Here is a 24,548-nt window from a genome sequence, read left to right as displayed (position 1 = left end):
CGTATCCGTACCCGTATCCGCAGCTCAGCGACGTCGGCCAGTCTAGCCCGGCATTTATACACTTCCTTAACTTCACAAATTTGTGAAACCAGCGTACGTTCCGGACATGACGAAGGCCATCACCGTGTCCGGACTCCACAAGTCGTTCGGCCGCACCCACGCACTCGACGGTCTCGACCTGGAGGTCGAGTCCGGCGAGGTCCACGGATTCCTGGGCCCGAACGGCTCCGGCAAGTCCACCTCCATCCGCGTCCTGCTCGGTCTGCTGCGTGCCGACTCGGGCACCGCCCGGGTGCTCGGCCGCGATCCGTGGGCGGACGCCGTGGAGCTCCACCGCCGCCTCGCCTACGTCCCCGGCGACGTCGAACTGTGGCCGAACCTCACCGGCGGCGAAGCCATCGACCTGCTGGCACGGCTGCGCGGGGGCCTGGACAGGAAGCGGCGCGCCGAGCTCGTCGAGCGCTTCGACCTGGACCCGACCAAGAAGGGCCGCGCCTACTCCAAGGGCAACCGGCAGAAGGTCGCCATCGTCGCCGCGCTCGCCTCCGACGCCGAGCTGCTGCTGCTCGACGAGCCGACCGCGGGACTGGACCCGCTCATGGAGGTCGTCTTCCAGGACGTCATCGGCGAGGCCAAGACGGCCGGCAGGACCGTCCTGCTCTCCAGCCACATCCTGGCCCAGGTGGAGAAGCTCGCCGACCGCGTGAGCATCATCCGGCTGGGGCGCACCGTCCAGTCCGGCACCCTCGGCGAGCTGCGCCACCTGACCCGCACCACCGTCGAGGTGGAGACCGAGCGGCCCGCCACCGGCCTCGACGAGCTGCCCGGCGTCCACGACCTGCGGACCATCGACGAGGCCACCGGCCGGGTCCGGTTCGCCGTCGACGGCGGCCAGGTCGGCGCAGCGGTCCGCAAGCTCACCGAGTTCGGCATCCGCAGTCTCGTCAGCCACCCGCCGACCCTGGAGGAGCTGATGCTCCGCCACTACGGCAGCGAGCTCGCCGCCAACGGACACGGTACGGACGGACACGGTACGAACGGGCACGGTACGAACGGGCACGGTACGAACGGGCACGAGACAACCGGGCAGCGTACGAACGGGCAGCGCACGGACGGAGACCTGCGATGACCACCGCGACCGCCGCCCCCGAGGCTCCGGCACCCGCCGGGCCGGCCGCGGGCGGCAACGCGCTGGCCGGGACCCGGACGCTGATCCGCTTCGCCCTGCGCCGGGACCGGATCCGGCTCCCGGTGTGGATCCTGGCCCTGCTCCTCGGCACCCTCATGACGGCGAACAGCTTCAGGACGCTGTACAGCGACCCGCAGGACCGGGCCAACGCCGTCAGGAGCGTGGACAGCCCGGCCGGCCTCGCCATGTCCGGCCCCCGCCACTACCTCGACGACGACAGCTTCGGCTCCATACTGAGCCACCAGATGCTCGGTTTCATGGCCGTCCTCGTCGGGCTCATGAGCGTGCTGATCATCACCCGGCACACCCGCGCCGAGGAGGAGACCGGCCGCGCCGAACTGGTGCGCTCGACCGTCGTGGGCCGCCACGCCCACCTCACCGCCGCCCTGTCCGTCGCGGCCCTGGCCAACCTCGCCCTGGCCCTGTTGCTGGCCGTCGGCCTGGCCGGCCTGGGGATGGAGGGCATCGACACCGCGGGCTCGCTGCTCTACGGTTTCGGCCACGCCGCCGTCGGCCTCGTCTTCGCCGCCGTCGCCGCGGTCACCGTCCAGTTCACCGCGCACACGCGCGGCGCGTCCGGCATGGCGCTCGCGGTCATCGGCGTCGCCTACGTACTGCGCGCGGCCGGCGACAGCGGCGAGAACGGCGCCCTGTCCTGGCTGTCCCCGATCGGCTGGGTGCAGCGCAGCTACCCGTACGTCGACAACCGCTGGTGGCCGCTGCTGCTCTGCCTGATGTTCGCGGCGGCGTGTGCGGCGGCGGGGTTCGTGCTCTCCACCCGGCGGGACGTGGGCGCGGGCCTGCGTCCGGGGAAGCCGGGCAGCCCCACGGCCTCCGACGCGCTCGCCACACCGGTCGGCTTCGCCCTGCGCCTGCACCGCGGCATGCTGATCGGCTTCGGCACCGGCCTGTTCCTGATGGGCGCGATGTACGGATCGATCCTCGGGGACGCCGAGGACATGCTGGAGGGCATCGACGAGATCCAGGAGGCCCTGGACCGCATCGGCGGTGCAGGCGTCGTCGAGTCCTTCGCCTCCATGGTCATGGTCGTGCTCACGGTCGTGGCGGCGGTGTACGTCGTCATGGCGGCCCTGCGGCCCCGCTCCGAGGAGACGGCGGGCCGCGCCGAACCCCTCCTCGCCACCGGCCTCTCGCGCACCCGCTGGGTCGGCGGCCACCTGGCCGTGGCCATGGGCGGCGGTACGCTCGTGCTGCTGCTGGCCGGGCTCGGCTTCGGCATCGCGGGCGCGGCCTCGACCGGCGACGCCGGGCTGTTGCCGGACCTGGTGGGTGCGGCCGTGGCGTACGCGCCCGCCCTGTGGGTCACGGTCGGCGTGGCCGTGGTGCTCTTCGGCTGGTTCCCGCGGGCGAGTTCGGCGGCCTGGATCGTGCCGGTGTACGCCTTCGTGGTCGGCTACCTCGGCCAGATCCTGCAGTTCCCGGCCTGGACGAACAACCTCTCCCCGTTCGGCCACGTCCCCCGGCTCCCCGCCGCGGACATGGAATGGACCCCGCTGCTCCTGCTGTCCCTCGTCGCCGCCGGCCTGGTGTGGCTGGGCCTGGCGGGCTTCCGGCGGCGGGACCTCGAGACGAAGTAGCCGGGTGGGGCCGCGGGACGAGGCAACCGTCCCGCGGTCCCGTCCGGCGCGGGCCTGCGGCGGTCAGACCTCGACCGCCAGCCCCTCCAACCCCCGGATCACGAAGTTCGGCTTGCGCTTCGGTTCCTCCACCGGGGCGAGGGCCGGGGCCCGCTCCAGCAGCGCCCTCATGGACGCCGCGAGTTCGATGCGGGCCAGGGGCGCCCCGATGCAGTAGTGGATACCGGCACTGAAGGAGATGTGCGGGTTGTCCGCGCGGGTGAGGTCGAGGCGGGCGGGGTCGGCGAAGACGGCCGGGTCGTGGTTGGCGGAGCCGAAGAGCATGGCGATCTCCGCGCCCCGGGGGACCACCGTGCCGTCGATCTCGATGTCGTCCAGGACCCAGCGCTCGAAGAGCTGGAGCGGGGTGTCGTAGCGCATCAGCTCCTCCACGGCGGAGGGGACCAGGGAGTGGTCCGCGCGGAGGGCGGCCAGCTGGCCGGGGTTGTGGAACAGCGCCGCCCAGCCGTTGACCGTGGAGTTCACCGTCGCCTCGTGGCCCGCGTTCAGCAGGAGCACGCAGGTGGAGATCATCTCCTGCTCGGTGAGGCGGTCGTCGTCCTCGTCGTGGGCGGCGATCAGCCCCGAGACCAGGTCGTCGCCGGGGTGGGCGCGACGGTGCGCGATCAGCTCGCGCAGGTACTCGGTGAACTCGACCGAGGCGCGCACCGCCCGCTTCGCCGTCACCTGCGACGGGTTCAGCTCGTACATCCCGCAGATGTCCGCCGACCAGGGCCGCAGCGGGGCCCGGTCGGACTCGGGGATGCCCAGCATCTCGGCGATCACCGCGACCGGGAGCGGTTCGGCGACGTCCCGCAGCAGGTCACCCCCGCCGGCGTCGACCAGCGCGGCCACCAGGTCCCCCGCCAGTCCTTCAACGTACGGCTTCAGGCGCTCCACCGTGCGCGGGGTGAACGCCTTCGACACCAGGCGCCGGATGCGGGTGTGGTCCGGCGGCTCGAGGTCGAGCATGCCGTGGTCGTTGAGGGTGTGGAACGGCTCCTGCTCGGGCGGCGGGGCGGTCCGGCCGAACTCCTCGTGGGTGAAACGGTGCTGGTACGTCCGTCCCAGACGCCTCTCGCGCAGCAGCGCGGAGACGTCCGCGTGGTGCGGGACCAGCCACTGGTTCGTCGGCTCGAACCAGTGCACCCGCCCGCGTTCCCGCAGCTCGGCGTAGGCGGGGTACGGGTCGGCGAGGAACGCCGGGTCCCACGGGTCGAACGCGAGGTCGCCAGGAGGTGCCATGGACGGACGGTAGCCCGGCGGACCCGCGCTGACCAGAGACGTCCGTCACTCCGGCCGTGCCCCGCCCGTCACCTCACCCGGGTGACCACCCGGCTGGTCACCCGGGGGTCACCAGCCGCGCCTCGTAGGCGAAGACCGCGGCCTGGGTGCGGTCGCGGAGGCCCAGTTTCACCAGGATGCGGCTCACATGCGTCTTGATCGTCGACTCGGCGACCACCAGACGCCCGGCGATCTCCACGTTCGACAGGCCCTGTGCGATGAGCACCAGGACCTCCGTCTCGCGTTCGGTCAGGTCGCCGTACGCCGCGTGTGCGGACGGCATCAGGCGCGGGGTCTCGGACAGCTTGGAGAACTCGGTGATCAGCCGCCGGGTCACCGAGGGGGCGAGCAGCGCGTCGCCGGCCGCGACCACCCGTACCCCGTCGGCGAGGCGGCGGGCCGAGGCGTCCTTGAGGAGGAAGCCGGAGGCGCCCGCGCGCAGCGCCTGGTAGACGTACTCGTCGAGGTCGAAGGTGGTCAGCACCAGCACCTTCGCGGCACCGTCGGCGGCGATGATCTCGCGGGTCGCCTCGATGCCGTTCATCTCGGGCATGCGGATGTCCATCAGCACGACGTCGGGGGCGAGTTCACGGACCCGCCGCACCGCCTGCCGGCCGTTGACGGCCTCGCCGACGACCTCGATGCCCGGCATCGCGTTCAGCAGGACCGAGAAGCCCTCGCGCACCATCATCTGGTCGTCCGCGACGAGGACGCGGATGTTGTCCTCGTCGCTGGTCCCGAGTCCTGTTCCGGGGCCTCCTCCGGGCCCTGCTCCGAGGCCGCCCGCCCCGCCCGTCCCGCTCACGCCTCGTCCTCGTCCACCGCGCCGACCGGCAGGAACACCGCGATCTCGTAGCCGCCGTCGTCCGCCGGGCCTGCCGTCATCTCGCCGTTGAACATCGTGACCCGCTCACGCATGCCGGTGATGCCGTGCCCGGCTCCCGGTGAGGGTTTGACCAGGCTGGGCTGGGGCGCCGGGCCGTTGACGACGCGCAGGCCGAGGCCGCCGAGGACGTACCCGATCTCGACGCGGGCACTCGCCCCGGGCGCGTGGCGCAGGCTGTTGCTGAGCGCCTCCTGCACGATCCGGTACGCCGACAGCTCCACGCCGGGCGGCAGCTCGCGCACCGCCCCGGTCACCACCTTCTCCACGCCCAGACCGGCGTCCCGCACGTTGGCGAGCAGGGAGTCGAGGTCGGCGAGGGTGGGCTGGGGGGCGTCGGGGGCTGTGTAGTCACCGGCCTCCTCGGCGCGGACCACACCGAGGACCCGGCGCAGTTCGGTGAGGGCGGCCACCGCGTTCTCGCGGATGGTAGCGAAGGCGCGCTCCAGCTCGGGCGGCGGGTTCTCCACCCGGTAGGGCGCGGCCTCGGCCTGGATGGCGACGACCGACATGTGGTGGGCGACCACGTCGTGCAGCTCGCGGGCGATGGTGGTGCGTTCCTCGAGGAGCGTGCGCCGGGAGCGTTCGTGCGCGGTGACCGTCTGCTGGGCGGTCACCTCCTGCTGGGCGGTGTGACGGACGTGCCGGAAGGAGACCACGAGCAGGGCGAAGGCGGACGTCACCATCATGGGCCCGCTGTTCGTGTAGTAGTACGACCCGCCGAAAACGATGTCCGAGAGGAAGGCGTACACGGCGGTCAGGACCCACATCCAGGCGGCGGTGCGGGGCCGGGTGCGCAGCGCCACGACGATCAGCACCGCCAGGTGGCAGATGAACGCGCCGGGCATCCACGGCCATTCGCCTCCGCTGCCGTTGAGCACCGCGACCACCGGGGCCGCCGCCAGCGACAGCCAGAACGCGCCGACCGGCCGGACCAGCGTGGCGAGCACCGGGAACGCGCACAGCAGGCCGGCCAGCAGAGCCAGTACGTTCCCGCCGGGCAGGCCGCCCCCCAACGCGCCGGCACACAGGGCGAGCAGTGCGACCACTCCCACCAGTGCGTGCGGGAGATGGTCCGCGGAGGACCTCAGCCGGCCGGGCAGCCGCCGGACGAACGGGCCGTCCGTGCGCCGGCGCGGCAGCGGCCGGTAGGCGAAGGCGTCCTCGAACAGGTCGTGGCGCAGTCCGCGCAGGGCGTTCTGGGCCAGCCGGTACTCCGGGCTGCGGGTCTTGGCCCCGTCTCCGGGCGGCGGGGCCGCGGAGTGGGCGTGGGTCGTCTCGGTCACGGTCACACGTTAGGCCGACCGGGGGACCGGGGGCGTCCCCGGTGAGAGGGGTTCCCGGGCGTCCGTCTCAGGTACTACGAGGGGTCGAGGAGGTCGTACGGGGGAAGGCGGCCGACGGTCCCTGACGCCCCGGCCCACGTGACACCCGGGCGGGCCGCCCCTCGCGTCAGTACCCCGACGGCCGGACCAGCCCCGACTCGTACGCGAAGACCGCCGCCTGGGTGCGGTCCCGCAGGCCCAGTTTCACCAGGATGCGGCCCACATGGGTCTTCACGGTCTGCTCGGCGACCACCAGCCGCACCGCGATCTCCGCGTTGGACAGGCCCTGCGCTATCAGCCCGAGCACCTCCGTCTCCCGCTCGGTGAGGTCGCCGACACGTTCTCTGAGCGGGGGGCGGGGCCTGCCCTCGAGGCGCGCGAACTCGGCGATCAGCCGCCGGGTGACACCCGGCGCGAGCAGCGCGTCGCCGGCCGCCACCACCCGTACCGCCTCGGCGAGCTGGTCGCTGGAGGCGTCCTTGAGAAGGAACCCGGAGGCGCCCGCGCGCAGCGCCTCGTACACGTACTCGTCGAGGTCGAAGGTGGTCAGCACCAGCACCCGGATGTGCGGGGTGGCGGCGGTGATGCGGCGGGTGGCCTCGATGCCGCCGAGTTCGGGCATGCGGATGTCCATCAGCACGACGTCCGGGACGAGATCGGCGACCTGCGCGACCGCGTCCAGCCCGTCGACCGCCTGACCGATCACCTCGATGTCGGGCTGGGTGTTCAGCAGCACGGTGAAACCCTGCCGGACCATCTGCTGGTCGTCGACGACGAGTACGCGGATCATGGGGTGTCGTCCTTGTGCTGAGAGGCGGAGGGAGCGGCCGCGGTGGTCCCGGCAGGGAGGTCGGCCGGAAGGTGGGCCAGGACCCGGTAGCCGTCGTCGGACCAGGCGCCGGCCGTGAGACCGCCGCCGAGCATCGCGGCGCGTTCGCGCATGCCGAGCAGCCCGTGCCCGGCACCGGAGGACGGCGGTGCCGCCCGCGTGGGCCGGGTGTTGGTCACCTCCACCCGCAGCCCGTGCGGTTCGTGGGCGAGGGCGACATGGGCGGTGGCGCCGGGGGCGTGACGCAGTACGTTGCTCAGCGCCTCCTGCACGATCCGGTATGCCGACAGCTCGACGCCGGGCGGCAACGGCCGCCGCGCACCAGTGACTTCGGTGGTCACGGCGAGTCCGGCGGCCCGGGTGTTCTCCACCAGTGCCCCGAGCCGGTCCAGGGTGGGCTGCGGGGCGTGCGGGGCGGTGCCGGAACCGTCCTCGCGCACGGGGGAGGCATGGTGTTCGGAACGCAGTACGCCCAGAACACGGCGTAGTTCGGTGAGTGCGTCGACGGCGTTCTGCCGGATGCCGGCCAGGTTCTCCTTCAACTCCTCGGAGGGGTTCTCGACCAGGTGCGGGGCGACCTGGGCCTGGATGGAGATGACCGACATGTGGTGGGCCACCACGTCGTGCAACTCCCTTGCGATCCGGCTGCGTTCCTCCAGCAGAGTGCGCCGGGCACGCTCCTCGGCGGTGAGCGTGGTCTGCTGCACGAGTTCCGCGCGGGCCTCGTGGCGGCCGCGCAGGGCCATGCCCAGCATGACGACGACCGCGAACAGGACGACGGCGAGCTCGCCGGTCGGCTGGTAGTTCTGCCCGCCGATCAGGCCTTGGACGACGTAGGTGGCGAGCACGGTCAGGCCCAGGGTCTCCGAGGACACCCGGGTACGGACGCGCAGAGCGAGCAGCAGCAGAACGAGTCCGTGCGCAATGATGCCGGCCGCTGTCCAGGGCCAGGTGAACCTGTGCCCGTCGGGGACCATCAGGGCCCGTACCGCGTACTGCCCCACCACCATGGCCGCCATCGACAGCCACCACGCCGGGATCGGCCGCCACAGCGCGAGCACCATCGCAGCGGCCTTGGCGAGAGCAATCAGGAAGGCGGGTCCGCCGCCGAGTCCGCCGTTGTCGTCGAGCTGAGCCGTGTCACCGAGCAACACCCCGAGAGCGGCCAGGCAGACGACCCCGTGCGGAACCCATCGCAGCCATACCGACGGTGGCAGCGGGTCCACCCGTGCGGTCCACAAGTCGTCGCGCAGCACGCGCAGCCAGCGTCCCGCCCAGCCCGCCACCGCCCGTTCGAACACCCGCGTAGCGCCCCCCGACTCCGTCATCCGCGTCAGCCTAGACATGTCGTACTCCCTCCGCCGCATCCCGGTCCGGCGGCGACGGCCGGTGGGCGTGCACCACTTGGGGCGGCCGACGCCGCCCGTCGCCCCGCTCCCAGGACCGGAACGCGGCCCAGCAGACCCCGAGGGCGAGGACCAGCACCGGCAGCCAGACGATCCGGGCGGCGACCCAGCCGAGGCCGTCGGGGACGGTGTGCAGGCCGGGGAGACGGCCGAGGAGGAGCGCGGTGGCGGTGGTCGCCATGAGGGCCGTCTGGTGCCAGAGGAAGACCGTCATCGCGGAGAGGTTGACCAGCGCCACCGCCGCCCAGGCGACGGGCCGGCGCATCGCGCTCCGCAGCCGTTCGCGCAGCAGCAGCGCCAGCCCGCACTGGGCCAGGCCGAAGGTGACGGCGGCCAGCGTCGGCGGGTCGAGGTTGGAGAGCCCGGCGCCCGGGACGCCGACCATGGAGGCCGGGTAGCCGGCCCAGGCGACGAGCGCGGCCGTGGCCGCCGTGCCGGAGACGAGGAGGATCAGGCCCGAACGGCGGTGCTCCAGCTCGCCCCGGGTCCAGGCCGCGCCCAGGGTGTAGGGGACCAGCCAGCCGGCCGCGAGGTTGATCCAGCCGAGCCATGTGGGGCCGCCGAGACCGAAGCGCACCACGTCCACGTGCAGGACGACGGCGAGCGGCCACAGCGGATGGAGCCGGGTCAGCAGCGGGGTCGCGGCGGTGAGGGCGGCGAAGACCAGCAGGAACCAGAGCGGGGACAGGGCGAGTTTCACCAGCGTGCGGGTGGTCGCGAGGTCGGTACCGGCAAGCAGCAGCACGACCGTGACGGTTGTCCACAGGGTGAGGACGGCGGTGACCGGTTTGAACATCCGGGCGAGCCGGCCGCGCAGCCAGCGGTGGTACGGGACGCCCCGGGCTCGGGCCGAGACGTGGCCGCGCGTCGCCACATGGCCGCCGACCAGGAAGAACACGGCGAGCGTCTGGAACAGCCAGGAGACGGGCGCCAGCCAGGGCATGTGCTGCAACGGGCTGGCCGTGTGCAGGGTGCGGCCGTCCGCGACGAGCGCGGTGACCAGCCAGTGGCCGAGGACGACACCGAGGATCGCGCCGGTGCGCAGGGCGTCCACGGCACGGTCGCGGTGGGCGGGGGTGGCTGCGTCGAGACGGTGGGCGGCCTGCCGTATGCCGTCGCGTACGGCGTTCGGGGTCGGGTCAGTCATGGGTCACCGCCGTGGTCTCGCCCAGGACGATCCGGGCCAGGTTGGTCAGGGAGGGTGAACCGGGTGCGAAGTAGTCGCTGTGGCCGCCGTCGCCGGCCGCGAAGACCCGGGCGCCGAACGCCGGGGAGACGGGATCGGTGCCGAAGCCGACGCCGGTGCCGAACAGGTCGACGCCGAGGTGCGGCACGTGTCTCACCCAGTCGCCGGCGCCGCGGGCCGCCCAGATCCGGGCGCGGGTGCGCAGACCGGCGGCGGTGTCGGCGCCGGTGCCCGGACTGCCGACGACGGCGATGTCGTCGACGCCGGCGGCGTCCAGACCGGGGGCGGCACGGGCGCAGACGACGGAGCCGTAGGAGTGGCAGAGCAGGGAGAGGCGCGGGCGCGGACCGGTGAGCGTCCGCACGTCCGCCATGAAGGAACGCAGTTCGGGTGCGGCCCGGTCCGCGAGGTCGGTGGTGGCGACCGCGACGCCGGCCGTGGCGGGCGTCTCGTAACCGAGCCAGGCGACGACCGCCGTGCGGGTGCCCGCCGGGGCCTCACGGGTGAGCCGCGCGTGCAGGGCCTGGGCGGCGGCGCGGAACCGGCCGTAGGTGTCGAGGCCGGTGTCGGAACCGGGGACGAGGATGGCGACGCGGTCGGCGTGCGCGAGGTCGCCCAGGACCTCGGTGACCAGTCCGGGGCCGCGCCCGTCGAAGGCGAGCAGCTGCCGGGCGGGATCGGCCAGGGCACGGTCGGCCGCCGCACGCCGCCGGTCGCCGTGATCCGCGGCCATCCGGGCAGCCTTCCCGGCGCCCGCCCGGTGGGCGGCGTAGGTGGCGTCGAGGGTGGCCGCGGTCGGCGCGGCGAGCGTGACCGGTGGCGGGGCGGGGGCCGGGGACCGGGCCGCCCCGACCACGGGCAGCGCCACCGCCGATGCGACCAGCACGGCGAGTGCGGCGCGGCGCCACCGAGTCCCTCTTGCTGCCGGACCCACGGCCGGTCCCCTCCCTGTCCGTCCGCCCGCTCATCGGGCCGGTCAGGTAAGGAAGTTACGGATCGGCGCAGGTAGTCCGCGTCCCACCGGGGAGCTCACCTGCGGGGTGGCTCTCAGGTATGACGGGTATGACCGGAGGCACTTGGGGGTGAGCCGGGGCATCCCAAAAAAATGGTCACCAGGCGAGTTGGGCGATCTCCTCCGCCACCACCGCGCAGGCGTCCGCCGCGGGGTCGATCAGCGGGAAGTGGCCGACGTCCTCCAGCAGCGTCACCCCCACCACCTCGCCGGCCTTGGCCGCCGCGTCGGCGTACGACTCGGCGACCGCCTGCGGGACATCGGCGTCGCAGCGGCCCTGGACGATGGCGGTGGCGATGCCGGTGGGCAGCAGCAGCGCGGGGTCGGCGTACGGCTGCCGTTCGGCGAACCGCTCGTCACTGCCGAGGAGCTGGCGTACCGCGCCGCCGCAGGCGTCCAGCTTGTCGGCGACCGCGAGGTCGGCGATCGGGGCGAGGGCGACCACGCCGCGCAGGGGTGCGGGGCGGTCGATGTGCCAGGGGGCGTCGGCGGGGAGGAGGTGCCGGGCGGCGGCCCACAGCGCCAGATGGCCGCCCGCCGAGTGACCGGTGACCACGGTGCGGCGCGGGTCGGCGCCGGGCAGGTGACGACGGGCCAGCCCGGGCAGCGCGTCGAGCGCGGCGGCGATGTCGTCGAAGGTGTCGGGCCACCGCCCCGCGACCGGGCCCCCGCCACCCGGCTCCCCCGCCCCACGCCGGTACTCGACACTGGCCACGGCGAATCCCCGGCGGGCCAGGAAACCGGCGAACGGGCTGATGTGCCGCCGGTCGTAGGGCGCCCGCCAGGCACCACCGTGCAGGACGACGACCAGAGGGGCGGGCCCTGCGGGCCGGGCGGCACCGGCCGCGCCACCGGGACCGCCGCTCGCACCCCGCGGGGCGTAGAGGTCGACCACCTGGTCCGGGCCGTCACCGTAGGCCGCCGTGGCGTCGGGCCCGACCGGCGGACGGGAGAAGAGCGACTTCTCCTCGGCGGCGGACCGGGCGGCTGCGACGTCGTCCCTCATGCTCAACCTCTCAGCGATCGAACGTACTTGACGGACGAGAGAAGAATTCGGCCGTTGGCCGGGACGGTATCAGCACGATGACGGGCGCGGACATGGGGATATCACGCTCGGTGAACCTCTCCCGAGGGCGGCCGGGGCGGCCGGGGCGGAGAACACCTCCTGGCCCCGGCCGCCCCCTTCCAGCCGCCCTCTTCCGGCCGTCGGTCAGGCCTCGCCGTCGGCTCCCGCCTCCGCCGGTGCCTCCGCCGATGTCTCCCTCAGCACCTCCGCCAGCACCCGGGCCGCCCGCTCCACGTCCGCGAAGCCGACGTACAGCGGGGTGAAGCCGAAGCGGAGGACGTCCGGGTGGCGGAAGTCGCCCACCACCCCTCGCTCGATCAGCCGCCGCATGACGTCACCGGCGTCCCGGCAGCGCAGGGCGATCTGGCTGCCCCGCTCCCGGTGCGCACGCGGGGTCACGCACTCCACCCTGCCCTCGGGGACGTACGCCTCGACGCACTCCAGGAAGAAGTCGGTCAGGGCGAGGGACTTGGCCCGTACCGCCTCGACCGTGACACCGTCGTCCCAGACGTCCAGCGCCGCCTCCAGGGCGAGCATGGACAGGATGTCCGGGGTGCCGACCCGCCCGCGCAGCGCGCCCGGCGCCGGCGCGTACTCCGGGCGCATGCCGAAGGGCTCCGCGTGGGAGTTCCAGCCGGGCAGCGGGGAGTCGAAGCGGTCCTGCAACTCCGCGCGTACGTAGAGGTACGCCGGTGAACCGGGGCCTCCGTTCAGGTACTTGTAGGTGCAGCCGACCGCCAGGTCCACGCCGTACTCGTCCAGCCCGACCGGCAGCGCGCCCGCGCTGTGGCACAGGTCCCAGACGACGTACGCCCCCGCCGCGTGCACGGCGGCCGTGAGCGAGGGCAGGTCGTGCAGCCGGCCGGTGCGGTAGTCGACGTGGTTGAGCAGCACGGCGGCCGTACGGTCGCCGAGCGCGCCCGGGACCTCGGACGGCGGCACCGGACGCAGGGTGCAGCCGGTCATCCGGGCCGCCGACTCGGCGATGTAGCCGTCCGTGGGGAACGTGGTCGCGTCCACCACGATCTCGTCACGCACGGACCCGGCGGGTCCGGGGGCACCGTACGTCAGCCGGGCCAGGCGCACCGCGCCCACCACCGCCTTGAAGAGGTTGACACTCGTGGAGTCGCCGACGACGATCTGCCCGGCCGCCGCGCCGACCAGCGGGGCGATCCGGTCGCCGATCCGCTCGGGCGCCGTCCACCAGCCGCTCTCCGTCCAGGACCGGATGCGCAGCTCGCCCCACTGCCTGCGGACGACGTCCTCGACCCGGCCGGGGACGGAGACGGGCAGCGCGCCCAGCGAATTGCCGTCGAGGTAGACCGCGTCGCCGTTCTCCCCGCCGTCCGCGTCGAGCACGAACTCGGCGCGTTTGGCGGCCAGCCCGTCGGCCGCGTCCAGCTCCTTCGCCCTGAGCCTCGGTTCAGACATCGGTTCAGACATACGACCGCGCCGTCCACAGCTCGGGGAACACGTTGTTCCGTGCCCGCTTCTCCAGCCAGGCCACTCCGGCCGAGCCGCCCGTACCGGTCTTGGCACCCATCGCGCGGCGGGTGGCGACCAGATGGTCGTTGCGCCAGCGCCACACCAGCTCGGCGACATCGGTGAGCGCCTCACCCAGCCGGGCGACGTCGCCGCGCTCGTCACCCGAGTAGACGGCCGTCCAGACCTCCTCCACCCGCGGCGACGGCTCGTACCGCCGGGACACGTCGCGGCGCAGCACCTCGCCGGGGACGGCGTGCCCGCGGCGCGCGAGGAGGCGCAGTACCTCGTCGTACAGGCTCGGCTCGTGCAGCGCCTTCTCCAGCTCGGCGTGCACCCGCGGCGCGCCCCGGTGCGGGACGAGCATGGACGCGGACTTGTCGCCGAGCAGGAACTCCATGCGCCGGTACATCGCCGACTGGAAGCCGGATCCCTCGCCGAGCGCGCCTCGGTAGGCGTTGAACTGCGCCGGGGTGAGCTGTCCGAGTGGTTTCCAGGAGGCGTTCAGCGCCTCCAGTTCCCGGACGGACCGCTTCAGCGCGTCGATCGCGGTGGGGATGTCGTCGCCGCGCAGCGCGTTCGCCGCCGTCTCCCACTCGTGCACGATCACGGTGAACCACAGCTCCATCACCTGGGTGGTGACCAGGAAGACCATCTCTCCGGGATCGTCGGAGAGGGTGTGCTGGAGGTGGGTGAGGACGTCGGCCTTGACGTAGTCCTCGTAGGGGGTCGTGCCCTCGAAGTCGAGATGCGGGGTCTCCGGCTCAAAAGCCTCGTGGGACATCGCTGTCTCCTGTTTTTGTGCTCCGGGTAGCGGTCCGCCCCTGCCGTTACCGACACGGGGGCCCCGGTCCCCGTACGGCATCCTCCGCAATCGTCCCCCGGCATCGCAAGGTCCGCCTGATCACGGACGGGCCACAGGGGTGCACCACAGGGGTGCGCCGCAGGGGTGCGCCGCAGGAACGCGCCGCACAACGCTCCGGCCGCCGGAGCCGGCCCGTGCCCGCGGAGATCTTCCGGTAGCCGTCGCCAGGGGCGTGTCGGAGACTGGGTGCCGGCCGCACCGACGGGACGACCACCTCAGGAACGCTGGATCGCATGCGAAACGGGCGCAAGGAAGTGAGGGGGCGCGAGCGGTGGCTCCGGTGGCTGCCCGCCGCGCTGCTCGTGGGCGCCTTCGTCCTCGACCTTGTCCTCCTGAACAACTTCAGCACGTTCCCCCTGCTCGCGGCCGCCCCCGTCGTGGCCGCGCCGGTGCTCTCCCTGCACGGGACGATCGCCACCGGTGTGGCAGCGAATGTCGTGGGACTCCTCCTGGTGGGCCTGGAAAGAGAGCCGACCCGCGCCGACGGCACCGCGTTCAGCAGCCTGATCCTGCTCACCGTCATCGCGGCGGGCCTCAACGTTCAGCTGACACGCGACCGGCAACAGCTGAGGACGAGCCGCGAGGTGGCGGCGGTGGTACAGCGCGCGGTGCTGCCGGACCCGCCGCACCGGGTGGGACGGCTGACCGTGGCAGCCCGGTACGAGGTCGCCCACACGGAGGCCGCCATCGGCGGTGACCTCTTCGCGATCCACGAGACGCCGCACGGCATCCGCATGCTCATCGCCGATGTGCGCGGCAAGGGGCTGGAGGCGGTCCGTGCGGTGAACTCCCTGCTCGGATCGTTCCACGAGGCCTGCCTCTACCGGTCGGACCTGCGGGGTGTGGTCCAGCAGCTGGAGGAGCGGATGCGGGAGGCCATCGATCAGGCGAGCGGGGCGGAGGCCGAGTCGTTCGCCACGGCCGTCGTCGCGGAGCTCGCACCCGACTGCTCCGAACTCCGTGTCGCCGTCCGGGGCCACGCGGCACCCCTGCTGGTGCACGACGGCCGGGCGGTCCCGCTGGAACCCGCCGTACCGTCGCTTCCCCTGGGCCTGGGCGTTCTCGGCGACGGTCGTCCCGGTGACGCTCCCGACGGCGACGAGGTCCCGGTCGACCGGTTCGAGCTACCGGCCGGGGCCACGCTGGTGCTCTACACCGACGGCATCAACGAGGCCCGCGACGCGGACGGTGCCTTCTTCGACCTCGTTCCGACGCTGTCCCGGCACTTCCCACCGGACCCGGACGTGGTGCTCGACGCCGTGCTCGACGCCGTCTTCCGGCACACCGGGGGCGCGCTGCAGGACGACGCCGCGCTCTTCGCCGTCACCCTGGACGCCGACACCGCCGTCCCGTCGGAACGGCCCCCGGCAGGTGGCAGACTGGCGTCATGACCACTCAGAAGAACCTGCTCGGCGGCCCGGACCCGACCCATCTGCCGGAGAACGAGGAGGCGTACCGCCTGCTCGGCGAGAAGTCCCTGTCGCCCGCCGAGGTGGTGGCGAAGTTCCCGACGTTCTCGCTTGCCTGGGCCATGCTCGCCGACGACGCCTTCGAGGCGGGGCGAGTGGTCGAGTCGTACGCGTACGCCCGGACGGGCTACCACCGTGGGCTCGACTCCCTGCGCCGGTCCGGCTGGAAGGGTCACGGCCCGATCCCGTGGAGCCACCGCCCCAACCGCGGCTTCCTGCGTTGCCTCGCCGCCCTCGCCCGTGCCGCCGAGGCGATCGACGAGAAGGACGAGGCGGAGCGCTGCAAGCAGTTCCTCCAGGACAGCAGCGCCGAGGCGTACGAGGAGCTGAAGCGCGCCTAGAGCCTCTCGGACCCGGGCGGTGGTGGTGTTTCACGTGAAACACCACCACCTTTCCGCCCCGCATCGGCTCCGGGGCCGGATTCGGCCTCGGATCCGAATTCGGTCTCGGGTTCCAGTGGAGGTACCGCCACGCTGCCGTGTGTACGGCATTCGGGGTGGCGGCAGCCCGGTGCGGGACGCCGTACGGTCGCGAAGGCGATGACCGAGCCGACCACCAGAACCGCGGCACACAGGACCATCGCCCGGCCGAACGCGTCGTCGAAGGCGTCCGGCTCCCGGTACGCCTCCGGCCCCATCCCGACCAGCAGCGGCAGCGCGGCCACCGCCACCAGGCCGGCCGCGCGGGCCGCCGCGTTGTTGACGCCGCTGGCCAGGCCCGCCCGCCCGGTGTCCACGGCGGCGAGAACGGTAGCGGTCAGCGGCGCCACCAGGGTGACCATGCCGAGCCCCAGCACCAGCAGCGCGGGCAGGACGTCGGGGAGGTACGAGGCGCCCGGCCCCACCCGCGTCATCAACAGCATCCCGGCCGCGCACAACAGCGGTCCGACGGTGAGCGGGATCCGCGGCCCGATCCGGTCGGCGAGCTCGCCGGACCGTGCTGAGAGCAGCAGCATCAGCACGGTCGTGGGCAGCAGCGCCGCACCGGCGGCGAGCGCGGACCAGCCGACGGCGACCTGGAGCTGGAGCGCGGCGAGGAAGAAGAAGCCGCCGAAGGCCGCGTACACGCACAGCGTGACGACGTTGACCACCGTGAACAGGCGGGAGCCGAAGACGTCCAGCGGCATCATCGGGCGCGGGCCGCGCTTCTCGACGGCCACGAAGGCGACGGCGACGGCCAGTCCGGCGACCGCGGTGACCGCGACCAGGAGGGAGCCCCCACCGGCCTCGCCCGCCTCGATCAGCGCGTACGTCACCAGGCCCAGGGCGAGCGCGCCGAGCACCGCGCCGAGCACGTCGAAGCGGCCGTGGGCCTGCTCCCCGCTGTCCGACTCCGGTACGTGACGGACGGCGATCAAGACGCACAGCACGGCCGGCGGCACGTTGATCAGGAACACCCAGCGCCAGCCCGGCCCGTCCACCAGCCAGCCGCCGAGGAACGGGCCGACCGCCGCGCCGATCCCGCCGAAGCCGGACCACAGGCCCACCGCCCGGCCCCGGTCGTCGGGGTGGAAGGACGCCTGGATCAGGGCGAGCGAGCCGGGCGTGAGCAGCGCGCCGCCGATCCCCTGCAGGGCACGGGCGGCGATCAGCACACCGGCGTTCGGCGCGAGGCCGCACAGCAGGGAGGCCGCCGCGAACCACAGCACCCCGACCACGAACACCTTCCGGCGCCCGAACCGGTCGCCCAGCGCCCCGCCCAGCAGGATCAGCCCGGCCAGCGTGACCATGTACGCGTTGACCGTCCACTGCAGGACGGCGAGGTCCGCGTCGAGGTCACGGCCGATGCGTGGGAGGGCGACGTTGACGACGGTGGAGTCCAGCAGGGCCATGCTGGAACCGAGCACCGTGGTGAGCAGGACCCACTTGCCCTGCGGGGAGGCCAGCCGGACACCGGGCATGCTCGGAGCATACGGAAACGAGCCGGGCCCGGCACCACTGGCGCCGGGCCCGACAACGCGTACGAGCGGTTACTTGATCCTCGTCCCCGTGGAGCGCAGGTTCTGGCAGGCCTCCAGGACGCGGGCGGACATCGACGCCTCGGCCAGCTTGCCCCAGGTGCGCGGGTCGTACGTCTTCTTGGAGCCGACCTCGCCGTCGACCTTCAGGACGCCGTCGTAGTTCCTGAACATGTGGTCGACGACCGGACGCGTGAAGGCGTACTGCGTGTCCGTGTCGATGTTCATCTTCACGACGCCGTTCTCCAGCGCGGTGAGGATCTCCTCCGGCGAGGAGCCCGAGCCGCCGTGGAAGACGAAGTCGAACGGCTGCGAGCCGGCCGGCTTGCCGTACTTGGCGGCGGTGCCCTCGTTCAGCTCCTTGAGCAGATCCGGGCGCAGGACGACGTTGCCCGGCTTGTACACGCCGTGCACGTTGCCGAACGACGCGGCCAGCAGGTAGCGGCCCTTGTCGCCGAGGCCGAGCGCCTCCGCGGTGCGGATCGCGTCGTCGACCGTGGTGTAGAGGGAGTCGTTGATCTCGTGCGAGACACCGTCCTCCTCACCGCCGGTCGGGGTGATCTCGACCTCGAGGATGATCTTCGCGGCGCGGGCGCGCTCCAGGAGCTCCTGGGCGATGCTCAGGTTGTCGGCAAGGGTCTCCGCGGAGCCGTCCCACATGTGGGACTGGAACAGCGGGTTGCGGCCGCCCTTGACGCGCTCCTCCGAGATCGCGAGCAGCGGACGGACGTAGCCGTCGAGCTTGTCCTTCGGGCAGTGGTCCGTGTGCAGGGCGATGTTGACGTCGTACTTCTCGGCGACGATGTGCGCGAACTCGGCCAGGGCGACCGATCCGGTCACCATCTCCTTCTTGTGCTGACCGCCCAGGAACTCGGCGCCGCCCGTGGAGATCTGCACGATGCCGTCGCTCTCCGCCTCGGCGAAGCCGCGCAGAGCCGCGTGCAGGGTCTGGGACGAGGTGACGTTGATGGCCGGGTAGGCGAACTTTCCTGCCTTCGCCCGGTCCAGCATCTCGTTGTAGACCTCGGGAGTTGCGATGGGCATCTGTCCGCTCCTTATGCATGCGCGTGCGGGTTGGCGTACTGCGTACTGTCGGCCCTGACCTGGAACCTTGGATGCGACGTCGTTGTCGGGCCCATCCTCCCAGACTCGCCCCGCCCGTCGACGGTGCCGGTCGAGTCGTTATGCGGGGTGATACCGGGGGGCCGGTCCCGTGAGGCCTGCCCGCCGGTCCCGTGGTGCCTGCCCGTCAGTCCAGGCCGAGCTCGTCCTTGCCGAAGGCGAACAGGTACGGCACCCCGGCGCCCTCCTGGATCTTCTCGGCGGCGCCGGTCGCCCGGTCGACGATGGTCGCGACGGCCACGACCTCGCCGCCGGCCTCGCGCACGGCCTCGACGGCGGTGAGCGGGGATCCGCCGGTGGTGGAGGTGTCCTCGACGACCAGGACCCGGCGGCCCCTGATGTCCGGTCCCTCCACCCGCCGCTGCATGCCGTGCGCCTTGGCCGCCTTGCGGACCACGAACGCGTCCAGCCGCCGCCCGCGCGCCGCGGCGGCGTGCAGCATGGCGCCGGCCACCGGGTCCGCGCCCATGGTGAGGCCGCCGACCGCGTCGAAGTCCAGCTCGGCGGTGAGGTCCAGCAGCACCTGGCCGACGAGCGGGGCGGCCTCTCCGTCGAGGGTGACGCGGCGCAGATCGACGTAGTAGTCGGCCTCGAGCCCCGAGGAGAGGGTCACCTTGCCGTGCACCACGGCCTTGTCCTTGATCTGCTGCAGCAGCGCGCCGCGTACGTCACTCATGGCAGCCAGGGTAGACGGCGCCGGGGTGCGCCCCGCAGGGCGTGCCGCGGAGCGGGCCCTAGAGCCGCCGCCAGGTCCAGGTGGTCGTGGCCTCCAGCGGCTCCAGCGGGGTGACCAGGCGCGGGTGGGTGTTCAGTCCGTTGGGCGGCCCGGTCTGCGGTTCCACACAGACGGCCTCGCGCTGCTCGTCGTAGACCACCACCCACTCCTCGCGGCTGGTCACCCTCAGTTCCAGCCGCCCCGGCCAGGTGAGGGTGACGTCGACCCCGTCGGGCATGCCGAAGCAGTCGTCCCAGGGACCGGGACGGGGGGCGATCCGGTTGCCGGTGGGCAGGTGGTCGTCGCCGCGCTCCTCCTGCCAGGCGGCGGTGAAGTCGAGGCGTACGTCCTGGGCGTCGTCCGGGCCGCCGAGGGTGCGGTTGAACCAGGGGTGCCAGCCGATCTGCGCCGGGAAGGACGACTCGTACGTCTCCACGGCCATGGTCAGCGTCAGCGCGTCCTCGCCGAGCGTGAACTGCTGCGTCACCCGCCCGGAGTACGGCCACGGCTCCACGAGGTCGTACGTGAGCACGGCCTCGTCGGCGCTCTTGCGGGCGGTACGCCAGGCGGCGTCACGGGCGGTGCCGTGGATGGCGTTGGGCGGGGCGTTCAACGGCAGCTGGTGGACGGTCGCCCCGTCCCGGAACCGGCCGTCCCTGGTCCGTCCGCACCAGGGGACCATCGGGAAGCACCCGAAACGGTCGCCCTGCCGCAGCAGCTCGACGCCTCCGACCCTCAGCCCTGAGACCCGCCCGCCGTTTCCCGGCCGTACGGTCACCTCCGCGTCGCCCGCGGTCAGCGTGATGTCTTCGTCACTCACGGGACGACCCTACTGGGGTGATCAAGAGTGCCTCCGCCGGCCGGGCCGGCCCCGTCCCTCGGCCACGGGTTTCAGCGGCGCCTGCGAAGGGCCCGCACCGCGACGATCGCCGAGGCCACCGCCAGGGCCGCCGCCGGGGCGGCCCAGCGCAGGGGGGCGGCCCCGGAGACGGTCTGAGGTGCGGGGACCGGCGCGTAGCGGCCCCGGGGCGGGGCGTGGTCCACCTCTTCGGCGCTGCGGCCGATCATGGTGCGGCGCGCGTGCGCGGCTTCGGCGACGGCGTCCTCGTCCGCGTCGACGGAGTCATCGGCCCCGCCCCCGCCGTCCGCCGGATCCGCTGCCCCGCCCGCCGTCTCGTCCGCCGTCTCGTCCGCGTCGTCCTGGAGCCCGGGTTCGAGGGCCGGAAGGGGATTCTCCGCGTCGAAGACGGAGGGGGCCGGGGAAGCCGAGGACGGCTCCGGGGCGGAGGGCTCCGCCGCGGGCGTCCCCTCCGCGGGCGTCCCCTCCCCGGGCGTCTCCTCCGAGGTCGTCTCCTCCGAGGTCGTGGCCGTCGTTGTCTCCGCCGTCGTCCCCGTCCCCGTCTCCGTCTCCATCCCCGTCTCCGTCCCCAGATTTGCCGCGAAGCGGTTCAGGAGGCGGGCCACCGCCGAGGTCACCGTCTCCGGCGGCAGCTCCACGACCCGGCCGCCGGCCGTCGCCGTGCCGTGGACGGTGAGCGTGGCACCGCCCTCCGCGGCCCGCGGGGTCAGCCGCAGCGAAAGTTTCACCGTGCCGGTGCCGCGCGCCTCGGCGCCCTCGCCCTCGACGGCGTAGGAACCGTCGTCCCGCCGGGAGACCCGGACGGCGCCCCGGTAGGTGATGGAGTGGCTGCCGATGCGGACCTTCAGCCGGCCGGTGACCGGCTCGGCACCGGCGTCGTGCTGGAGCCCCGGCACCGCGCGGGCGACCCGTGCGGGATCGTCCAGCGCCTTCCTGAGCCGCTCCACCGGAACCGGAACGAACACCTCGTGCTCCATGACTGCGGAGCCTACCCACGCGAACGCCGGACTGTATCCCCGTCGGCGCGAAAGGACCATCGGACGCGGCCCGGTGGACCTGCCTCAGCGGTCTCGGGTCGGCGGTCGTGGCTCACCGCGCGTACCGGGGATGGATCAGCGTCGACGGCGGGAGACCGGGGACACGGGTGCGTTCGGCGGCCCGCGCGCCGGCGGCGAGGGAGCTGTCCGTGAGGGTGCGCGGGCGGGGGCCGGACGGGTCCAGGCGCAGCTCGGGGGCGGCGGTACGGGCGGCGAGGACGAAGCCCCGGTCGCGCAGGGCGCGGGTGGTGTCCGCCGGGGTGCGGCCGGGCCCGGCGGCGAGACCGGCCGGCCGGCCGTCCGTGCCGTACGGGGCGGTGTGGAGGCCGGCCGAGCGGACCGTGGACTCCACCGTCCAGAACGCCTCGGGCCGGGACGCCACCGGCCCGGCGTGCACCACGAGCCGCCCGCCCGGGGCGAGGACGCGCCGGGCCAGGCCGTAGAACTCCCGCGAGTACAGCTTGGTGCTCGCGGTGATCTCCGGGTGCGGCAGATCGGAGACCACCACGTCGTACGCGGCCGGGGGCGCTCCGCGCAGCCAGTCGAAGGCGTCCTCGGTGGTGACGCGTACGCGCGGGTCGTCGAGGGAGTGGCCGTTCAGCGCGGACAGGGCGGGGTCGTGGCGGGCCAGCCGCACCACGCCCGCGTCGAGGTCGACGACGTCGACCCGCCGCGCGCCGGGATGGCGCAGCACCTCGCGGGCGGCCAGCCCGTCGCCGCCGCCGAGGACGAGCACACGCGCGTGCGGACCGGTCATCGCGGGGTGTACCAGTGCCTCGTGGTGGCGGAGTTCGTCCCGGCTGTCGACCCGCAGCCGGCCGTCGAGGAACAGGCCGAGGGACCGGCCGGCCCGGTCACCGGTGAGCACCACTTCCTGTACGTCGGTCCGCAGGGCCACCCGGGCGTCCGAGCCGTACATGGCGTGGCGGGCGGCCCGTTCGAAGTCGTCGACGAGGACGGTGGCCGAGGCGAGGACGGCCAGCACGCAGAGGTTGCCGATGATCAGCAGGCGGCGGGCGCGGCGGGTGAGATCCTGCCGGAACAGACCGAGCACCAGCGCGCCACCGACCACCGTGTTGACCGCGCCGGTGATCAGGGTCCCCGTCAACTGGCCGAGGAACGGCAGGAGAAGGAACGGGAAGGCGAGCCCGCCGACGAGGGCGCCCACGTAGTCCGCGGCGAACAGGTCGGCCACCGCGCATCCCGCGTCCTGGCGTCGGATCCGCTGGATCAGCTCCATCAGGAGTGGCACCTCGGCCCCGATCAGCAGGCCGACGGCCAGCGAGAACACGACCAGCAGGACAGGGGGCCCGTACGCCCACGGACCGCCCCAGTCGCCGGTCCAGGCGAAGACGGCGTACAGAGCCATCGCGCTGCATCCGCCGACCAGGGCGAGGGCGGCCTCGACGGCTCCGAAACCGGCCGCCGCGTGCCGCCGCAGCCGCTTGGCGCCCAGCGAACCGATGCCCATGGCGAAGACCATGACGGACAGCACGACGGATGCCTGGGTGACCGAGTCGCCCATCAGGTACGTGGCGAGTGCGACGAGTTCGAGTTCGTACACGAGCCCGCAGGCCGCGCAGACGAACACGCCCGCGAGCACCAGGAACCGCCCGGTGTCCGGCCGCACGGGCAACCGCGGAGAACCGCCCGGACCATCCCCTCCGCCGCCCCCGTCACCGCTTCCGCCCTCGCCCCCGCGACTGCCGCTGCTACTGCCGCGCGGCCTGCCCGGGGACTGCGTGGAGCCGGGCGGAGCGAGGGCCTGCGATTCGATCACCCTGGCGACGTTACGTTACGCCTCAGCCGCGGACCGTAACCCACGCGTGTGATGTTTATTCACCCTTGACCGATTTCAGTACGAACGGAAAAGGTCTTACACGTCACCACACGACACCGCGTGACATCACGTGCCACCGCACTCGACGCGCACGGCACCGCTCACACGGCCGCCCTCACCCGTACGCCCACCCTTGTCCGGGTCGCCACCAGCCGGCCGTCCTGCGGGTAGGCGTGCCAGGTCCGCCAGTGGACCTGGCTCTCCCGGCGCTGGGCGAGCATCGCGGTGAACGCGTGCGGGCTCCCCGGAAACACGCCCGCGAGACCGTTCGGATGGTCGGAGACCAGGGCGAGCAGCTCCTGGGCGCGGCCCGCGAAGGAGTCCGGGGAGAGCGTCTCCACGCGGGCGGCGAACTCGTACTCCCAGTCGCCCACCCGGGTGGCGACGCCCAGGGGAAGGGGCGTTCTGCTGCCCGGGATGCACGCCACCGTCTCCGAACAGACCCCTTGCTCCTCCTCCAGCAGCACCTGGTGGGAGGCGCCGAGGAGCCGCAACTGGACTTTGGCTCCCGTCAGTTCGAGGTCGAGTGTGGCCAGCGCGGGCAGTGGCTCGCGCCCCAGGGCCCAGGCGAGGTCGGCCGCGTGCGTGTCGGTGTAGGCGGTGGTCAGGGTCGTGAGCATGGATCGGCTCCGCAAGCGCACATGGAGAGGGAGTGGGAGGGGGAGATACGGGCGTCCGTCGCACCCCGGTCATGCCGGAGGGTTCGGCTCGCCAGCCCGGTCGGCCGGTCGGACGAGGTCCGCAGGAAGTCCGGGGGCCGTGTTGGTAAAGAAGAGGGAATCACGAACTATGGTGCCGCACAGCGTTTTTACCCAACTTCGTGCGGTTTCCATCCCCTCGAGGGCCCCTCGGATCACCTGTTCAAGGTGTCGGGCCTGACGCATGCCTGGCGCGCGCCCTGGCGCACATCCGGCGCACAACGCGGCAGTGGGGCCCGCCAGGCGCGGACCCCACTGTCTCCCGGGGCGGACCGCCCCGGCCCCCACCGGCTCCGTCAGCTGCCGCCCCCGCCGCATCCGCCGCCGCCACCGCAGGACGACCCGCCGGAGCTTCCCCCGCCTCCGTCACCGCCGCTGTCACCGTGCGACGAGCCGCAGGATGCGGCGACAGCCCCGCCGCCCGCCCACCAGCTGCCGCCGCTGTCACTGCCTCCGCCGCGGCGCGGCCGGCTCGCGGGGCGACGGCGTCCCGCCGCCACCGCGAACACGACGACCAGCGCGAAGACCAGGGTCAGGATGATTGCGATGACCATGACGTCACCGTCCTTTCGTCCCCCGTGATTCCCCCGAAGCGACCCCCCGTGGGTGCCTCGCTCACGTGTGTGGACGGGAGATGCCCGATGCCCGCACGGCCCAAGCCGGAGTTGAGCAACTCCAGAGGTTCGG

22 protein-coding genes are annotated in these 24,548 nt (G+C 73.0%); 4 read left to right on the top strand and 18 right to left on the bottom strand.

Annotated features, from left to right (window positions below):
- Positions 1-106 precede the first annotated feature (106 nt).
- Together ACWZEH_RS18325 and ACWZEH_RS18320 are read left to right on the top strand one after the other, a co-directional pair.
- Positions 107-1,129 (top strand): ABC transporter ATP-binding protein, encoded by a 1,023-nt coding sequence (locus ACWZEH_RS18325; RefSeq protein WP_456192262.1) that lies wholly within the window; start codon positions 107-109, stop codon positions 1,127-1,129.
- Positions 1,126-2,787 (top strand): ABC transporter permease, encoded by a 1,662-nt coding sequence (locus ACWZEH_RS18320; RefSeq protein ID WP_456192261.1) that lies wholly within the window; start codon positions 1,126-1,128, stop codon positions 2,785-2,787. Before ACWZEH_RS18325 ends, ACWZEH_RS18320 begins: the two co-directional genes overlap by 4 nt.
- A gap of 63 nt (positions 2,788-2,850) precedes the next feature.
- Here the strand turns inward: ACWZEH_RS18320 and ACWZEH_RS18315 are convergent, their stop codons facing one another.
- The 10 genes from ACWZEH_RS18315 to ACWZEH_RS18270 form a co-directional block, all read right to left on the bottom strand.
- Positions 2,851-4,071, bottom strand: coding sequence for a cytochrome P450 (locus tag ACWZEH_RS18315; protein ID WP_456192260.1), 1,221 nt, complete (start codon positions 4,069-4,071; stop codon positions 2,851-2,853).
- Between the two features lie 97 nt (positions 4,072-4,168).
- The gene (locus ACWZEH_RS18310) at positions 4,169-4,828 is read right to left on the bottom strand and encodes a response regulator (protein WP_456199669.1); all 660 of its coding nucleotides are present in this window, start codon (positions 4,826-4,828) and stop codon (positions 4,169-4,171) included.
- 83 nt (positions 4,829-4,911) lie between these two features.
- Positions 4,912-6,279, bottom strand: coding sequence for a sensor histidine kinase (locus tag ACWZEH_RS18305; protein ID WP_456192259.1), 1,368 nt, complete (start codon positions 6,277-6,279; stop codon positions 4,912-4,914).
- 166 nt (positions 6,280-6,445) lie between these two features.
- Complete coding sequence (locus ACWZEH_RS18300) at positions 6,446-7,108, bottom strand: response regulator (protein ID WP_456192258.1); 663 nt, start codon at positions 7,106-7,108, stop codon at positions 6,446-6,448.
- The gene (locus ACWZEH_RS18295) at positions 7,105-8,475 is read right to left on the bottom strand and encodes a sensor histidine kinase (protein WP_456199667.1); all 1,371 of its coding nucleotides are present in this window, start codon (positions 8,473-8,475) and stop codon (positions 7,105-7,107) included. Before ACWZEH_RS18295 ends, ACWZEH_RS18300 begins: the two co-directional genes overlap by 4 nt.
- Before the next feature lie 10 nt (positions 8,476-8,485).
- On the bottom strand, positions 8,486-9,700 hold the full coding sequence (locus tag ACWZEH_RS18290) for an acyltransferase family protein (protein ID WP_456192257.1): 1,215 nt from the start codon (positions 9,698-9,700) through the stop codon (positions 8,486-8,488).
- Positions 9,693-10,673: an alpha/beta hydrolase gene (locus ACWZEH_RS18285; protein ID WP_456192256.1), complete on the bottom strand. Its 981-nt coding sequence runs from the start codon at positions 10,671-10,673 to the stop codon at positions 9,693-9,695. The genes ACWZEH_RS18290 and ACWZEH_RS18285 overlap by 8 nt, the downstream gene beginning before the upstream one ends.
- A 175-nt stretch (positions 10,674-10,848) precedes the next feature.
- Entirely contained in the window at positions 10,849-11,757 is a 909-nt protein-coding gene (locus tag ACWZEH_RS18280) for an alpha/beta hydrolase (protein ID WP_456192255.1), read from the bottom strand.
- A gap of 204 nt (positions 11,758-11,961) precedes the next feature.
- Positions 11,962-13,260 carry a kynureninase gene (gene kynU / locus ACWZEH_RS18275; protein WP_456192254.1) on the bottom strand — a complete coding sequence of 433 codons (1,299 nt, stop codon included), beginning with the start codon at positions 13,258-13,260 and terminating at the stop codon, positions 11,962-11,964.
- On the bottom strand, positions 13,253-14,083 hold the full coding sequence (locus ACWZEH_RS18270; protein ID WP_456192253.1) for a tryptophan 2,3-dioxygenase family protein: 831 nt from the start codon (positions 14,081-14,083) through the stop codon (positions 13,253-13,255). Before ACWZEH_RS18270 ends, kynU begins: the two co-directional genes overlap by 8 nt.
- Positions 14,084-14,397: 314 nt before the next feature.
- On the opposite strand from ACWZEH_RS18270, the gene ACWZEH_RS18265 reads away from it, so the two are divergent.
- Both ACWZEH_RS18265 and ACWZEH_RS18260 read left to right on the top strand, forming a co-directional pair.
- A complete protein-coding gene (locus ACWZEH_RS18265) occupies positions 14,398-15,555 on the top strand; it encodes a PP2C family protein-serine/threonine phosphatase (RefSeq protein WP_456192252.1) in 1,158 nt (385 codons plus the stop codon).
- Complete coding sequence (locus ACWZEH_RS18260; protein WP_456192251.1) at positions 15,552-15,974, top strand: DUF3151 domain-containing protein; 423 nt, start codon at positions 15,552-15,554, stop codon at positions 15,972-15,974. Before ACWZEH_RS18265 ends, ACWZEH_RS18260 begins: the two co-directional genes overlap by 4 nt.
- Here the strand turns inward: ACWZEH_RS18260 and ACWZEH_RS18255 are convergent.
- The 8 genes from ACWZEH_RS18255 to ACWZEH_RS18220 form a co-directional block, all read right to left on the bottom strand.
- On the bottom strand, positions 15,971-17,533 hold the full coding sequence (locus ACWZEH_RS18255) for an MFS transporter (RefSeq protein WP_456192250.1): 1,563 nt from the start codon (positions 17,531-17,533) through the stop codon (positions 15,971-15,973). The genes ACWZEH_RS18260 and ACWZEH_RS18255 overlap by 4 nt on opposite strands.
- Positions 17,534-17,602: 69 nt before the next feature.
- Complete coding sequence (gene fbaA / locus ACWZEH_RS18250) at positions 17,603-18,634, bottom strand: class II fructose-bisphosphate aldolase (protein WP_456192249.1); 1,032 nt, start codon at positions 18,632-18,634, stop codon at positions 17,603-17,605.
- Positions 18,635-18,839: 205 nt separating this feature from the next.
- Entirely contained in the window at positions 18,840-19,388 is a 549-nt protein-coding gene (gene pyrE, locus ACWZEH_RS18245; protein WP_332429511.1) for an orotate phosphoribosyltransferase, read from the bottom strand.
- 58 nt (positions 19,389-19,446) lie between these two features.
- On the bottom strand, positions 19,447-20,247 hold the full coding sequence (locus ACWZEH_RS18240; RefSeq protein ID WP_456192248.1) for an aldose epimerase family protein: 801 nt from the start codon (positions 20,245-20,247) through the stop codon (positions 19,447-19,449).
- A 71-nt stretch (positions 20,248-20,318) separates the two neighbouring features.
- Positions 20,319-21,263 carry an SRPBCC domain-containing protein gene (locus ACWZEH_RS18235; RefSeq protein ID WP_456192247.1) on the bottom strand — a complete coding sequence of 315 codons (945 nt, stop codon included), beginning with the start codon at positions 21,261-21,263 and terminating at the stop codon, positions 20,319-20,321.
- 112 nt (positions 21,264-21,375) lie between these two features.
- On the bottom strand, positions 21,376-23,103 hold the full coding sequence (locus tag ACWZEH_RS18230; protein ID WP_456192246.1) for a polyamine aminopropyltransferase: 1,728 nt from the start codon (positions 23,101-23,103) through the stop codon (positions 21,376-21,378).
- Between the two features lie 161 nt (positions 23,104-23,264).
- Positions 23,265-23,783 (bottom strand): DUF2617 family protein, encoded by a 519-nt coding sequence (locus tag ACWZEH_RS18225; protein WP_456192245.1) that lies wholly within the window; start codon positions 23,781-23,783, stop codon positions 23,265-23,267.
- A gap of 374 nt (positions 23,784-24,157) precedes the next feature.
- A complete protein-coding gene (locus ACWZEH_RS18220; protein ID WP_456192244.1) occupies positions 24,158-24,415 on the bottom strand; it encodes a hypothetical protein in 258 nt (85 codons plus the stop codon).
- Positions 24,416-24,548 lie beyond the last annotated feature (133 nt).

It is taken from the genome of Streptomyces yamdrokensis (genome assembly GCF_053890455.1).
The sequence above is the reverse complement of the archived record's forward strand: the minus strand, read 5'-3'. Positions and strand labels throughout refer to the sequence as shown.

Excerpts from the sequence above, each read along its gene's own strand:
- ACWZEH_RS18325 (WP_456192262.1), top strand. The coding sequence starts at position 107 with ATGACGAAGGCCATCACCGTGTCCGGACTCCACAAGTCGTTCGGCCGC.
- ACWZEH_RS18320 (WP_456192261.1), top strand. The coding sequence starts at position 1,126 with ATGACCACCGCGACCGCCGCCCCCGAGGCTCCGGCACCCGCCGGGCCG.
- ACWZEH_RS18315 (WP_456192260.1), bottom strand. The coding sequence starts at position 4,071 with ATGGCACCTCCTGGCGACCTCGCGTTCGACCCGTGGGACCCGGCGTTC.
- ACWZEH_RS18300 (WP_456192258.1), bottom strand. The coding sequence starts at position 7,108 with ATGATCCGCGTACTCGTCGTCGACGACCAGCAGATGGTCCGGCAGGGT.
- ACWZEH_RS18295 (WP_456199667.1), bottom strand. The coding sequence starts at position 8,475 with ATGACGGAGTCGGGGGGCGCTACGCGGGTGTTCGAACGGGCGGTGGCG.
- ACWZEH_RS18290 (WP_456192257.1), bottom strand. The coding sequence starts at position 9,700 with ATGACTGACCCGACCCCGAACGCCGTACGCGACGGCATACGGCAGGCC.
- ACWZEH_RS18280 (WP_456192255.1), bottom strand. The coding sequence starts at position 11,757 with ATGAGGGACGACGTCGCAGCCGCCCGGTCCGCCGCCGAGGAGAAGTCG.
- kynU (WP_456192254.1), bottom strand. The coding sequence starts at position 13,260 with ATGTCTGAACCGATGTCTGAACCGAGGCTCAGGGCGAAGGAGCTGGAC.
- ACWZEH_RS18270 (WP_456192253.1), bottom strand. The coding sequence starts at position 14,083 with ATGTCCCACGAGGCTTTTGAGCCGGAGACCCCGCATCTCGACTTCGAG.
- ACWZEH_RS18265 (WP_456192252.1), top strand. The coding sequence starts at position 14,398 with ATGCGAAACGGGCGCAAGGAAGTGAGGGGGCGCGAGCGGTGGCTCCGG.
- ACWZEH_RS18260 (WP_456192251.1), top strand. The coding sequence starts at position 15,552 with ATGACCACTCAGAAGAACCTGCTCGGCGGCCCGGACCCGACCCATCTG.
- ACWZEH_RS18255 (WP_456192250.1), bottom strand. The coding sequence starts at position 17,533 with ATGCCCGGTGTCCGGCTGGCCTCCCCGCAGGGCAAGTGGGTCCTGCTC.
- fbaA (WP_456192249.1), bottom strand. The coding sequence starts at position 18,634 with ATGCCCATCGCAACTCCCGAGGTCTACAACGAGATGCTGGACCGGGCG.
- pyrE (WP_332429511.1), bottom strand. The coding sequence starts at position 19,388 with ATGAGTGACGTACGCGGCGCGCTGCTGCAGCAGATCAAGGACAAGGCC.
- ACWZEH_RS18235 (WP_456192247.1), bottom strand. The coding sequence starts at position 21,263 with ATGGAGCACGAGGTGTTCGTTCCGGTTCCGGTGGAGCGGCTCAGGAAG.
- ACWZEH_RS18225 (WP_456192245.1), bottom strand. The coding sequence starts at position 23,783 with ATGCTCACGACCCTGACCACCGCCTACACCGACACGCACGCGGCCGAC.
- ACWZEH_RS18220 (WP_456192244.1), bottom strand. The coding sequence starts at position 24,415 with ATGGTCATCGCAATCATCCTGACCCTGGTCTTCGCGCTGGTCGTCGTG.